12 protein-coding genes are annotated in these 12,767 nt (G+C 76.1%); 5 read left to right on the top strand and 7 right to left on the bottom strand.

Features of this window, described 5'->3' with window-relative positions; all coding sequences use genetic code 11:
- Nucleotides 1-110 precede the first annotated feature (110 nt).
- Nucleotides 111-1,328, top strand: coding sequence for a DUF6596 domain-containing protein (locus ABZS66_RS28800; protein ID WP_354762978.1), 1,218 nt, complete (start codon nucleotides 111-113; stop codon nucleotides 1,326-1,328).
- 90 nt (nucleotides 1,329-1,418) lie between these two features.
- Here the strand turns inward: ABZS66_RS28800 and ABZS66_RS28795 are convergent, their stop codons facing one another.
- Both ABZS66_RS28795 and ABZS66_RS28790 read right to left on the bottom strand, forming a co-directional pair.
- On the bottom strand, nucleotides 1,419-3,680 hold the full coding sequence (locus tag ABZS66_RS28795) for an FtsX-like permease family protein (protein ID WP_354762976.1): 2,262 nt from the start codon (nucleotides 3,678-3,680) through the stop codon (nucleotides 1,419-1,421).
- On the bottom strand, nucleotides 3,677-4,354 hold the full coding sequence (locus tag ABZS66_RS28790) for an ABC transporter ATP-binding protein (protein WP_354762974.1): 678 nt from the start codon (nucleotides 4,352-4,354) through the stop codon (nucleotides 3,677-3,679). The genes ABZS66_RS28795 and ABZS66_RS28790 overlap by 4 nt, the downstream gene beginning before the upstream one ends.
- 124 nt (nucleotides 4,355-4,478) lie before the next feature.
- On the opposite strand from ABZS66_RS28790, the gene ABZS66_RS28785 reads away from it, so the two are divergent.
- Nucleotides 4,479-5,696, top strand: coding sequence for a histidine kinase (locus tag ABZS66_RS28785; protein WP_354762972.1), 1,218 nt, complete (start codon nucleotides 4,479-4,481; stop codon nucleotides 5,694-5,696).
- Nucleotides 5,693-6,358, top strand: coding sequence for a response regulator transcription factor (locus tag ABZS66_RS28780; RefSeq protein ID WP_354762970.1), 666 nt, complete (start codon nucleotides 5,693-5,695; stop codon nucleotides 6,356-6,358). The genes ABZS66_RS28785 and ABZS66_RS28780 overlap by 4 nt, the downstream gene beginning before the upstream one ends.
- 17 nt (nucleotides 6,359-6,375) lie before the next feature.
- Here the strand turns inward: ABZS66_RS28780 and ABZS66_RS28775 are convergent, their stop codons facing one another.
- Entirely contained in the window at nucleotides 6,376-7,437 is a 1,062-nt protein-coding gene (locus ABZS66_RS28775) for a tetratricopeptide repeat protein (RefSeq protein ID WP_354762968.1), read from the bottom strand.
- A gap of 23 nt (nucleotides 7,438-7,460) precedes the next feature.
- Nucleotides 7,461-7,598, bottom strand: coding sequence for a hypothetical protein (locus ABZS66_RS28770; RefSeq protein ID WP_354762966.1), 138 nt, complete (start codon nucleotides 7,596-7,598; stop codon nucleotides 7,461-7,463).
- Nucleotides 7,599-7,719: 121 nt separating this feature from the next.
- On the opposite strand from ABZS66_RS28770, the gene ABZS66_RS28765 reads away from it, so the two are divergent.
- Nucleotides 7,720-8,880, top strand: a complete 1,161-nt coding sequence (locus ABZS66_RS28765; protein WP_354762964.1) for an MFS transporter — start codon at nucleotides 7,720-7,722, stop codon at nucleotides 8,878-8,880.
- Here ABZS66_RS28765 and ABZS66_RS28760 read toward each other — a convergent pair.
- The gene (locus ABZS66_RS28760) at nucleotides 8,840-9,262 is read right to left on the bottom strand and encodes a VOC family protein (protein WP_354762962.1); all 423 of its coding nucleotides are present in this window, start codon (nucleotides 9,260-9,262) and stop codon (nucleotides 8,840-8,842) included. The genes ABZS66_RS28765 and ABZS66_RS28760 overlap by 41 nt on opposite strands.
- 62 nt (nucleotides 9,263-9,324) lie before the next feature.
- Between ABZS66_RS28760 and ABZS66_RS28755 the strand changes: the two genes are divergently transcribed.
- Nucleotides 9,325-10,308, top strand: coding sequence for a YafY family protein (locus tag ABZS66_RS28755; RefSeq protein WP_354762960.1), 984 nt, complete (start codon nucleotides 9,325-9,327; stop codon nucleotides 10,306-10,308).
- A gap of 157 nt (nucleotides 10,309-10,465) precedes the next feature.
- Here the strand turns inward: ABZS66_RS28755 and ABZS66_RS28750 are convergent, their stop codons facing one another.
- Both ABZS66_RS28750 and ABZS66_RS28745 read right to left on the bottom strand, forming a co-directional pair.
- Nucleotides 10,466-11,707: an FAD-dependent oxidoreductase gene (locus ABZS66_RS28750; protein WP_354762958.1), complete on the bottom strand. Its 1,242-nt coding sequence runs from the start codon at nucleotides 11,705-11,707 to the stop codon at nucleotides 10,466-10,468.
- The coding region (locus ABZS66_RS28745) for a deoxyguanosinetriphosphate triphosphohydrolase (protein WP_354762956.1) at nucleotides 11,700-12,767 on the bottom strand (1,068 nt) is incomplete at its 5' end. The genes ABZS66_RS28745 and ABZS66_RS28750, both read right to left, overlap by 8 nt.

Genomic DNA, 12,767 nt, shown 5'->3' with positions numbered 1-12,767 from the left:
ACCGGGGGTGGGGAAACCCCTACTCCTGCGCGGCGCGCGTCCCGGGCACCCGCCCACTCGGTGGAGAATGGCCCGATGGCGCAGTACCCGCTCTCCTCGCCCGCCGGCGCATGACCGGCGCCGGCGAGGCGATCGCCCGGGCCCACCGTGAGGAGTGGGCCCGGGTGGTCGCGACCCTGGCCCGGCGCATCGGGGACCTCGACATCGCCGAGGAGATGGCGGCCGAGGCGTTCGCGACCGCCGTCGAGCGCTGGCCCGTCGACGGCGTGCCGCCGAACCCCGGCGCGTGGCTCACCACCACCGCCCAGCGCAAGGCCGTCGACCGGCTCCGGCGCGAGGTCCGCCGCGAGGAGAAGCACCAGGCGGCGGCGCTGCTGCTGGCGGACCCGGCCGAGCCGCTCGGCGCCATCGACGACGACCGGCTCCGCCTCGTCTTCACCTGCTGCCACCCCGCGCTCGCCATGGAGGCGCGGATCGCGCTGACCCTGCGGATGGTCGGCGGGCTCACCGTGCCCGAGATCGCCCGCGCGTTCCTGGTCCAGGAGAGCACCATGGGCCAGCGGATCACCCGCGCGAAGGCGAAGATCAAGGCGGCGCGGATCCCCTACCGCGTGCCGTTCCGCGAGGACCTTCCGGCCCGGGTGAGCGGGGTGCTCGCCGTCCTCTACCTGATCTTCAACGAGGGCTACCTGGCCTCGGACCCCGAGCGGGAGGCGGTCCGCGGCGACCTGACCGCCGAGGCGATCCGCCTGGCCCGGCTGGTCCGCGACCTGCTGCCCGCCGACGGCGAGGCCGCCGGGCTCCTGGCACTCATGCTGCTGACCGAGGCCCGCCGGGCCGCCCGGGTGTCGGCGACCGGTGAGCTCGTCACCCTCGACGAGCAGGACCGCGGCGCCTGGGACCGCGAGCTGATCGCCGAGGGCCACGCCCTGGTCCGGGCGCGCCTCGCCACCGGCCAGGCGCCGGGTCGGTACCAGATCCTCGCCGCGATCAACGCCGTCCACACCGACGCCCCCGACGCCCGCGACACCGACTGGTCGCAGGTCCTCGCGCTCTACGACCAGCTGGCCCGCCTCGACCCCTCGCCGATCGTGCGGCTCAACCGGGCGGTCGCGGTCGCCGAGCTCGACGGCCCGCAGCGAGCCCTGGCGGAGGTCGACGGCCTGCCGCTGGAGGGCTACCACGCCTTCCACGCCACCCGCGCCCACCTGCTGCGCCGGCTGGGCCGCGGCGGGGAGGCACGGGCGGCCTACGACCGGGCCATCGGCCTGGCCGGCAACACCGCCGAGCGCGCCTACCTCACCCGCCGCCGCGACCAGGTCCGCTGAGCATCCGCCGGCGCACTCCGTGCGCAGGGCGCGGGCCGTGGTCGTGCGGGCCGCCCAGCCGACAGGAGCAGGGAGGACGGCCCGGCCGGCTCACTCCGTGCGCAGGGCGCGGGCCGTGGTCGTGCGGGCGGCCCAGCCGGCCGGGAGCAGGGCGCCCGCCAGGGCGATGAGCAGGCCGCCCGTGGCCAGGGCGGCCACCAGGGCCGGGCCGTAGACGTCGAGCGCGGACGCCGGGAGGCGGGTGCCCGCGGCCCGGCCCATCGCCGGCAGCACCGCGCCGTGCAGCGCGATCCCGGCCGGCACGCCGGCCAGGCCGGCCACCAGGCCGATGCCGGCCACCGAGGTCAGCACGAGCGCGACCGTCTGCCGCGGTGCCATGCCCAGGGCCTTGCACACGCCGAGCTCGTGGACCCGCTCGCGGGTGTCGAGCACGACCGTGTTCAGCACGCCCAGCCCGGCCACGGCGACGAGCAGCAGCGTCAGCGTGCCCGCCATGGTGTCCAGGGCGACGACCGTGCCACTGAGCTCGCCGGTGTTCACCTCGGCATGCAACAGGGCGTGCCCGGCGTTGAACGCGTCGGCCCAGGCCTGCGGGGCGGTGCCGGCGGCCAACTCGACGTGGACCTCGGAGAAGCCCTCGACGAGGTCGAGCCCGGCCAGTGAGCGCCCGTCGGTGATCAGCCGGATGCCGTCGGAGCGCAGGTCGAGCACCTCCCCCACGATGCGCAGGCGAGCGGTGCCGCCCACCACCACGTCGTCGCCGACGCGCAGGCCGGCGGCGGTCAGGAAGCCGGTCGGCACGACCGCCTCGCCCGGCCCCGCGAACCAGCGGCCGTCCAGGATCTCGTACGTCGCCCAGGACGCGTCGCCGTCGAACGCCACCGTCTGGACCGGCCCGGCCAGCCCGGCGACGGGAAGCTCCAGCCGGGTCGTGGTGAAGTACCGCGCGGTCCCCGGCTGGGCCCGCACTGCGGCCTCCACCGTCGCGGCCGGGTCGCCCGGGCGCTCGGCGATCACGACGACGTCGCCGGCGTCGCGGCGGTTGAGCGCAGTCTGGATCCCGCCGACCGACAGCGCCAGGCCGACGCCGAACGTGACGCCGAGCGCGCCGAGCGCGACCGCGGCGGCGATCGTCGCCGACCGGCCGGGCCGGGTGAACGGGTTGGCCAGCCCGAGGGTCACCGGGCGGGGCAGCGGCAGCCGGCCGAGCAGCCGCCGGGCGGCGCGGCCGCGGCCGACCGCCGGGGTGCGCCCGACGGCGAGCGCCTCGACGGTGCGCAGCCGGGCCGCCCGCAGCGCCGGGGCGAGCGCGGTCGCCGCGACGACGGCGAGGGCGCCCAGCGGCACGACGACCGAGATCCACGGCTCGAGCGCCGCCCCGCCGGAGAACTCGTCGGTGAGGACCGGGACCGCGGCCAGGTTGCCCAGCACCGCGCCGGCCGCCGCTCCCGCTGCCGCCGGGACCAGGGCCTGGGCGAGGTACCGGCGGGCGACCTGGGCCGGCGTGTGCCCGAGCGCCTTGAGGATGCCGATGCGCCGGGTCTCGCTGCCGACGGCGCCGCTGACCACGATCCCGATGACGAGGACCGACATCACGAGGCCGAGCACGCCGAAGGCGACCACGAAGGGCAGGAAGAGCGCCGCCATCCGCTCGGCGACCCGCTGCACGGCGAGGTAGGAGGCGCCGCTGGTGAGGGCTTCCGGCGGTACCGCTGCCTCGACGGCCTTCCGTGCGGCGTTGACGTCGGCGTCGGTCCCGGCGCTCGCCAGCCGGTAGAGCATCTGGAACCCGTGCGGGCCGCTCAGCGCGGCGACCGTCGCCGGGGTGGCCCAGGCCTGCGCGGACTGCCCCGCGGACCGGGCGAACCCGACGACGGTGAGCGTCGTGCCGCCGGCCGTGAACTGCCCGCCCACCTCGAACGGCACGAACGGCACGGTGCCGGCCAGCCACACGACCTCCCCCGGCCCGGTGGCCCACCGCCCGCCGGTGAGCTCCAGGCGGTCGACGTCGCCGCCGGGGTCGGCCCGCCCGACGATCGTCACCGGCGGCAGCTCGATCCCGGGCGGGGCGGCGGGCGCGGGCCCGCCGGGCGGCGGTGGCACCACCGTGCGGGGCCGGACGCTGACGGTCGGGAACGGCCCCGCGGCGGCGGTCACCCCGGTCACCCGGGCGGTCGCGGCGACCTGGTCGGCGGTCGCCTTCCCGGCGTCGAACCCGGCGGCGAGGTGCGCGCCGTGCTGGCGGGCGAACGCGCGGTCGAACGGCCCGCGCGCCTCCACGAGCAGCCCGGCCGCGAGCACCGACGCGGTGACGGCGAGCAGCGTGGTCAGCGCGATGACGAGCCGCTTCACCGGGCCACCTCCCCGTCGACCAGCTCGATGGTCCGGGTGGCGCACGCCTCGGCCAGCGCCAGGTCGTGGGTGACCAGCACCAGCGTCTGCCCGTCCCGGTTGAGCTCGGTGAGCAGCTTGCGCACGTCGTGGCCGGAGGCGGTGTCCAGCGCGCCGGTCGGCTCGTCGGCGAGCAGCAGCGGCGGCCGGTTCATGAGCGCGCGGGCCACCGCGACCCGCTGCCGCTCGCCGCCGGACAGCCGGCCGGGATACGTCTCCCGAAATCGCTCGATGCCGAGGTACCGCAGCAGCTCCAGCGCCCGCGTCCGCGCCTCGGCCCGGGGCGTGCGGGCCAGCTGGGCCGGCAGCAGCACGTTGTCGAGCACAGTGAGGTCGTCGAGGAGGTTGAAGAACTGGAAGATCATGCCGATCCGCTCGCGCCGGTACCGCGCCGACGCCGCCTCGCCGAGCCGGTCGACCCGCACGCCGTCGACCGTCACCGTGCCCGCGCTCGGCCGGTCCAGCCCGGCGACCAGGTTGAGCAGCGTGGACTTGCCGCTGCCGGACGGTCCCAGCACGGCGAGCGCCTCGCCGGCGCGCACCCGCAGGTCGAGCCCGGCGAGTGCCGGGGTGCCGTTGTCGTACCGCTTGGTCACGCCTGCGCACTCGATGAGTGCCCTGTCGACTGCCGTCATGGTGACGGACCGTATCGACGGGACCCCGCGGCGCGCGTCGGCCGCGGTAGCGGTCTGCGTCATCACTGCGATGTACGCATCCGTCGGGACGCGCGCCCGTGGGCGCACTTGCCACACTGGTGCGATGGAAGCGATCCGGCGGCGGTGGTGGGCCGCGATCGCCTGGCTGCGGCGGACGACCGGCGAGCCGCCGCGCCTGTCCGCCTGGGCGTGGGCCGCCGACCTCATCCTCGCCGTGCTGCTGACGATCGGCGCCGTCAACGGCGTGGCCGAGCAGGCCCACGAGCCGATGCCGATCGACCTGTTCCCGGACGCGCCACCGCTGCCCCCGTTCGGGGAGCCGCCCGTGGAGCCGCACGACTGGCGGCTGCCCCTGATCGCGGCGGCGTCCGCGCTGCCGCTGGCGACCCGCCGCCGCTTCCCGCTCGCGTCGTTCTGGATCATCGCCCTGGCCGCAATGCGCATCTACACCGAGAGCGGCGACCCGACCTGGACCGTCGTCGCCTCCGTGGTGGCCGCGTACAGCGCGCCGATGTACAGCCGGTACCGCAACCTCGCGCTCGTCAGCGTGGTCGTCGCCGGCATCCTGGTGATCACCGGCAGCAGCACCACGCTGCCCGGCCTGCCGTCCGGGGTGGTGACGTTCCTGCTGCTCTCCTCGGTCGGCCTGGCCGCCAACGCGATCCACGTCTGGCGGCAGCGCGCCCACGAGGCGGCCCGCCTGGCCACCGACCTCGAACGGGCCCGGCTGGCCCGCGAGCTGCACGACGTGGTGAGCCACAACGTGAGCGTGATGGTCGTGCAGGCCGGCGCGGCCCGCAAGGTGCTCGACGCCGACCCGGCGCTGGCGAAGGAGGCGCTGCTGGCCGTCGAGGCCGGCGGCCGGGCCGCGATGACCGAGCTGCGGCAGGTGATCGGCCTGCTCACGGTCGACGACGACGGCCTGGACCTGGCGCCCCAGCCCTCGCTCGCCGGCCTGCCCGCGCTGGTCGACCGGGTCCGCTCGGCGGGCGTTGCGGTGACGCTGGACGTGTCCCCGGTCGACGGCCTGCCGCCGGGGGTCGACCTGGCCGCGTACCGGGTCGTGCAGGAGGCCCTCACCAACGTCATGCGCCACGCGGCCGGCGCGTCCGCGGCCGTCTCGGTCACGGTGGCGGCGGGCGGCGCGCTGCGCGTCGAGGTCACCGACACGGGCGGGGTCCCGACGGGCGCCCGCGGCAGCGGCCGCGGGCTGGCGGGCCTGCGCGAACGGCTCGCGGTCTACGGCGGTACGTTGACGGCGGGACCGCGCCCGACGGGCGGCTTCCGGGTCCTCGCCGAGCTCCCCCTGGAGGCCCAGTGACCGCGCCGCCCCGGGTCGTCATCGCCGACGACCAGGCCCTGGTGCGCACGGGCTTCCGCATGATCCTGACCGCCGACGGCATCTCGGTCGTCGCCGAGGCCGCGAACGGCGCGGAGGCTGTCGAGGCGGTCCGCCGCACCACCCCGGACGTGGTGCTGATGGACGTCCGGATGCCCGAGATGGACGGCCTGGAGGCGACCCGCCGCATCCTGTCCGCGCCGTCGGACACGTCGCCGCGGGTCATCATCCTGACCACGTTCGACCTGGACCGCTACGTCTACGCGGCCCTGTCGGCGGGCGCGAGCGGCTTCCTGCTCAAGGACGTGAGCCCGGAGCACCTGGTGGCGGCGGTGCGCCTGGTCCGCGCGGGCGACGCGCTGCTGGCCCCGGCGATCACCCGCCGCCTGATCGAGCGCTACGCGACCGGCGAGCCGGCCACGGTCCACCGCGACCTGTCGTGCCTCACCCCGCGCGAGCTGGAGGTGCTCCGCCTCCTGGCCCGCGGCCTGAGCAACGCCGAGCTGGCCGGGCGCCTCCACCTGAGCGACGCCACGGTGAAGACGCATGTGGCCCGGATCCTGTCGAAGCTGTCCCTGCGCGACCGGGCCCAGGCCATCGTGCTGGCCTACGAGACGGGCCTGGTGACCCCCGGCGCCCGGTGACCCCGAACCGCTGGACGTCAGGCGGCGGCCCCCAGGTACGTCGTCAGGGAGCGCAGGACCGGGTGGTCCGGCGTGACGCGCGGCTCCAGGATGCGGTGGGCCTCCGTGGCGAGGGCGCGGGCCTCGGCGGGGTCGGCCGACAGGGCGGCCAGGTTGTTCAGCGTCAGCGCCACCTCGGGGTGGTCCGGGCCGAACGCGCGGCGCTTGCCGGCCAGCGCGCGGTGGTACAGCCGCTCGGCCTCGGCCCGTGCGCCCCGGTCGGCGTGCACCGCCGCGAGGTTGTGCACCGCGGTCAGGACGTCGACGTGGTCGGGCCCGTGGCGGGCGGTGAAGTAGTCGATCGCCCGGCGCAGCAGGGGCTCGGCCTCGTCCGGGCGGCCGGCGGCCTGCAGCAGCGCGCCCAGGTGGGCCTCGTCGGCGACGACGGCCGGGTGGTCCGGCGGGTACGCGGCGCGGTGCAGGGCCAGCGAGCGGCGGGCGTACGCCTCGCCCTCCACCGGTGCGCCACGGCTGTGCGCCAGCCCGGCCAGGTTGTGCCAGACGGCGGCCAGCGCGGGGTGGCCGGGGTCGGGGACCGCCCGCAGCGCCGCCTCGTAGCAGGCCTGGGCCTCGTCCAGGCGGCCCGCGTACTTGTACAGGATGCCCAGCTCGTTGCGGATGGGGACCAGCTCCAGCTCGGACCACCGGGGGGCCGCGGTGGCGAGCGCGGTGCGGTACACCCGCTCGGCCTCGGCGTAGCGGCCCTGGCGGCGCAGGCAGCCGGCCAGGCCGACCTCCGCCTGGACGCGCAGGCGCAGCAGGTCGCCGGTCCGCGTCGCCGAGGCCGGCAGGGCGGACATGAGCGCCACGGCCCGGCGGTGGCGGGCCTCGGCCGGCCCGTGGCGGCCCAGCTCGTCCTCGGCGCTGCCGAGCAGGGTCAGCACGTTGGCGACGTCGGCCGAGCCCGCGTATGCGCCGGCGTGCGCCTCGAGCAGGTCGAGGGCACGCCGGCACAGGTCCGCGGTCTGCGGGTAGCGGTGGTCGTCCCACATGGACAGTGCCTGCTCGTGCAGCGCGACCGCCTCGTCGACGGGGTCCATGGCCGCCTCCGCCGCCCGCCCGCTCAGCCCAGCCGGGCCACGGCCTGGCTGTGGTTCGTGGCCAGGCCACCCGCGGCGGCCTGGCTGTGGTTGGTGGCCAGGCCGCTGTCGCGCACCTTGGTGCGGACGACGGTGGTGGTTTCGGCTGCAGGACGGTTCATCGTTGTGCTCCTCTCGAGTGTCGGCCTCAGGAGCGTGGGCCGGGGCGCTTGGCCGGCACTTGCGGCGCACTTGGAGACCGGACGCAAGTCGTTGCCCAGAGCCGCGCCCCAGACTCCCCGCATGAGCGCACTCCCCGTCCGGCTGCGGCTGCTGCTGTGCGGAGACGCGGTGTCGGCGATCGGGATCGGGCTCACCCAGCCGTACCTCGTGATCCTCCTGCACACCGGGAAAGGCGTCCCGCTGGCGACCGCCGCCGCCATGACGTCCCTGCCGGCGCTGGCCAGCTTTCCGGGCAACTGGCTCAGCGGCGCCCTCGCCGACCGGGTCGGCGGCCACCGCGCGATGACCGCCGGCCTCGTCGCCACCATCGGCGGCCTGGCCCTCGTCGCCACCGCCGGGCACCCCGTGCTGCTCGGCGTCGCGGTTGCCGCGGTCGGCTTCGGCTGGTCGGTGGCGCTGCCGGCGTACTCGGCGCTGATCGCTGCCCTGGTGCCCGAGGAGGCCCGGAGCCGGGCGTTCACCCTCCAGTACGCCCTCTTCAACGCCGGCATGGGTGCGGGCGCGGCGGTCGGCGCGGTCGTCGGCGTCACCGGGACCCTGTGGTGGGTCGCGGCCGCCACCTGCGGCGTCGCCGTGGCGTGCGTGTGGGCGGCGAGGTCGCCCGCGCCGCCGCCGGACGCGCCGGCGCCCAGGTCCGGCGGCTACCGGGCGGTGGCGCGCGACCGGGCCCTCCTTCGCGTGCTGCTGGTCGCCGCCCTGACTGCCGCCGCCGGCTACGGCGTCTACAACGCCGGCCTGCCGGTGGTGGCGGTCCGGTCCGGCGACCCGGGCCTGATGCCGTGGGCGAGCGTGGTCAACTGCCTGGTCATCGTCGCCGGCCTGCCGGTCGCGCTGCGCGCCGCCGAGCGTCTGCGCCCGCCGCAGCTCGTCGCCGTGGCCGCGACCGTGTGGTCGGCCGGCTGGCTGCTGTGCGTCGTGCTGCGCGGGTGGGTGGCGCTGCCCCTGGCGGCCGGGCTCATGGGCATCGGGGAGCTGTTCCTGTCGGGCGCGCTGCCGTCGATGGTGAACGCGCTGGCGCCGGACGCGCTGCGCGGGCGGTACAACGCCGCCCTCACCGTCGCCATGACCTCGGGCATGTGGGCGGGCCCCCTGCTCGCGGCGGCCGCCACCGCGCTGGACCGGGTCTGGCTGCTCTTCGCCCTGGCCGTGGCGCTGCTCGCGGTGGCGTCGCGGGTCGCGCTCAGCGGGACACGCAGAACTCGTTGCCCTGCGGGTCGGTGAGCGTGCTCCAGGTGTGCGGCCCCTGCGAGCGGTGGTGCACGAACGTCGCGCCCCGGTCGACCAGCTGCCGCACCACGGCGTCGAGGTCCTCGTCGCCGACCCGCAGGTCGAGGTGCATCCGGTTCTTGGTCGTCTTCTCCTCGGGCACCCACTGGAACAGCACCCGCGGCCGGTCGGGGTGGCGGATCGCGGCGCCGGCCTTCCACACGAGCCTCCCGTGGTGGGTCGTGGTCTCGTCCTCGGTGGCGTGCCCCTCGCTGACCATCCGCCGGATGAACGCCTCGTCCTGCGGCTCGACCTCCCAGCCCAGGGTCTCGGCCCACCAGTCGGCGAGCGGGTGCGGGTCGGTGCTGTCCTGGGTGACCTGAAACTCGAATGCCATGACCTCACGCTAACCGCAATCGCGGACAGGTTCGGTCCTCAATGGCGGGCAGAATCGGTTCCATGCTCGACACGTCGGCCCGGCTGCTGCGCCTGCTGTCGATCCTGCAGGGCAGGCCCGAGTGGCCGGGCGCCGAGCTGGCCGAGCGGCTCCAGGTCACGGTGCGGACGCTGCGGCGCGACGTGGCGCGGCTGCGCGAGCTGGGGTACCCGGTCGAGGCCAGCCCGGGCGTGGCCGGCGGCTACCGACTCGGCGCCGGCTCGGTCCTGCCGCCGCTGCTGCTCGACGACGACGAGGCCGTCGCGGTGGTGCTGAGCCTGCGCACCTCGACGAGCATGACGGGCATCGCGGAGACGTCGCTGCGGGCGCTGGCGAAGCTGGAGCGCATCCTGCCGGCCCGGCTGCGCGAGCGGGCGGCCGCGCTGCGCCAGGCCACGGTGCCGCTCGGCGGCCCGGCCCCCACGGTCGACCCCGAGGTGCTGGCCGTGATCGCGGAGGCGTGCCACAGCCGGCACCGGCTCACGTTCGAGTACCGCCGCCACGACGGCCGGCGCAGCACCCGCGACGTCGAGCCGCACCGCCTGGTCCACGCGGGCCGCCGGTGGTACCTGGTGGCCTACGCCGGCGACGACTGGCGCACGTTCCGCGTCGACCGGATCGCCGGCCGGCCGGCCCCGGGCCCACGCTGCCCGCCCCGCGACGCGCCCGACGCCGCCGCGTTCGTCGCCGACTCGATCACGACGTCGGTGTACCGCCACCGCGCCCGCGTCCTCGTGCACGCCCCCGCCGCGGCGGTCGCCGAGCTCGTCCCCGCCACCATCGCGGTCGTCGAGGCCGTCGACCGGGACCGCTGCCTGCTGACCGCGGGCGCCGACTCGCTGACGTTCCTCGCCACCCGCCTGGCCCTGCTGGACCACGACTTCACGGTCCTGGAACCACCCGAGCTGATCACCGAGCTGCGGGTCCTGGCGGAGCGCCTGCTGCAGGCCCACCGCCGGTCGTCCGCGACGGTGCCGCCGCTGCGGCATCCCGCGCCGCCGGGCTGAGGGACTCCGACGAGGAAGCGTCCCGACGGCGGCCCGCCCGCGGGTCCTTGGGACGACGGCGCTGGCAGCGTCCGTGGGCCCGGGACGGATGTCCCGGGCCCACGAGCGGTGTCCGACGGGAGCAACGGTCGTCCGCCCGACGGTGATTTGGCAATCCTCAGCCGAGCAGGTCCCCCAGCGGGACGTCCGGGTCGGCCAGGCGGGCCAGGTCGACCGATCGGCCCGCGTAGCCGGCGCGGACCAGCTGCTGGATGTCGTCCGTCACGTCCCACACGTTGACGTTCATGCCGGCCAGGACGCGGCCCTCCCTGACCCAGAAGGCGACGAACTCCCGGGCCGCCACGTCGCCGCGGAAGACCACGCGGTCGTAGCCGCCCGGCTCGGCGAAGCCGGAGTACTCCATGCCCAGGTCGTACTGGTCGGAGAAGAAGTACGGGACGCGGTCGAAGACGACCGGCTCGCCCAGCAGGGCCTTGCCGGCCGCCTTGCCGCCGTTCAGGGCGTTGGCCCAGTGCTCGACGCGGATGCGGCGGCCCAGCCACGGGTGCTCCAGGTTCACCACGTCGCCGGCGGCGTAGATGTCCGGGTCGGAGGTGCGCAGGCCGGCGTCGACCAGGATGCCGTTGTCGACCTCCAGGCCGCCGTCGACGGCCAACTCGGTGTTGGGCTGGATGCCGACGCCGACGATCGCGACGTCCGCGGGCAGGACCGTGCCGTCGGTCAGGGTCACCGACGACAGCGTGCCGGCGCCGTCGAACGACGACACCGAGGTACCGAAGCGGAAGTCGACGCCGTTGGCCCGGTGCAGGTCGGCGAACACCGTCGCGACCTCGTCGCCGAGGACCCGCTGGAGCGGCAGGGACGCCTGCTCGACCACGGTGACGGTGGCGCCGTGCTTGCGGGCCGCGGCGGCGGTCTCCAGGCCGATCCAGCCGGCGCCCACGACGACGACGTTGCTCGCGACGCGCAGGTGGGCGAGCAGCGCGTCGGACTCGTCCACGGTGCGCAGGTAGCGCACGCCGGTCAGCTCGGCGCCGGGGACGGGCAGGGTGCGGACCCGGGAGCCGGTGGTGAGCAGGAGTTTGTCGTACCGCACCGGGTCCACGCCGTCGAGGGTGACCGTGTGGGCGACCGGGTCCAGGTGGGTGACCCGGGTGGCGAGGCGGAGGTCGACGTTGTGCTCGCCGTACCACGGCAACGGGTGGACGAAGGCCTTCTCGCGCGCCTCCTCGGAGCCCAGCAGGTAGCCCTTCGACAGTGGCGGCCGCTCGTACGGCGGCTCCGTCTCCTCGCCGATCAGCAGCACCGCGCCGGTGAAGCCCTCGGCGCGCAGCGTCTCGGCGGCCTTCGCCCCGGCGAGGCTCGCTCCCACGATCACAAACGTCCGCTCGTCAGCCATGCCTACCAGCCTTCCGCAATCGCTCGTGCCATGCCAGCGCTGCCGGATCCGTCAGGCTGGCCACCTGGTCGATCACCACCCGCAGCCGCGCCGCGTCGTCGGGGGCGGCCCGCCACATCGGGGCGAAGACGGGGTCGAGGCCGTCCGGCGCGCGGTCCAGCAGCGCCGCCACCAGCTCCTGCAGGACGGCGACCTCGTCGGCGTAGCGCCGAGCGGACCCCGGGCGGCGCATCACGTACCGCAGCGCGATCCCCTTGAGCAGCGCACAGTGCGCCCGGACCAGCGGCGGCACGACGAGGTCGGCCGCGTAGCGGCGCAGCGGCCCGTCGCCGTGCACGGCCCGGGTCGCGGCCACCGCGGCGGCGGCGAACCGGCCGGTCAGCACGCTGGTCATCCGCTTCAGCGCGACCTGCGCCGCGTGGCTGCCGTCGTAGTCGCCGAGCGGCGCGAACACCGGGTCGGCGAGCAGGTCGACCAGGACCAGCCCCAGGTCGTCGGCCGTCTCGTGGGAGTACGCGGCGGCGACGTCGGCGCAGAGCGCGGCCCGCTCGCCGGCGTCGTCGCGCAGCGGCGCCAGGTGCACGTACCCGCCGTGGATGCCGTCCTCCAGGTCGTGCACCGAGTAGGCGACGTCGTCGGCCCAGTCCATGACCTGGGCCTCCAGGCAGCGCCGGCGCTCACCAGGCACGCCGGCGCGCAGCCAGTCGAAGACGGCGCGGTCGTCGGGGTACACGCCGAACTTGCGGGACTCCGGGCCGCGCGGCCACGGGTACTTCGAGACGGCGTCGAGCGCCGCCCGGGTGAGGTTGAGCCCGGCCGAGCTGCCGTCGGGGGCCATCACCTTGGCCTCCAGGCGGGTGAGCACCCGCAGGGTCTGCGCGTTGCCCTCGAACCCGCCGCACGCCCCCGAGACGGCGTCGAGCGCGTCCTCGCCGTTGTGCCCGAACGGCGGGTGCCCCAGGTCGTGGGCGAGGCCGGCGGTGTCGACGACGTCCGGGTCGCAGCCGAGCCGGGCGCCCATCTCCCGGCCGATCTGGGCGACCTCCAGCGAGTGGGTGAG

Origin of the sequence: Dactylosporangium sp. NPDC005572 (assembly GCF_040605515.1) — a bacterium.
GTDB lineage: Bacteria > Actinomycetota > Actinomycetes > Mycobacteriales > Micromonosporaceae > Dactylosporangium.
The sequence above is the reverse complement of the archived record's forward strand: the minus strand, read 5'-3'. Positions and strand labels throughout refer to the sequence as shown.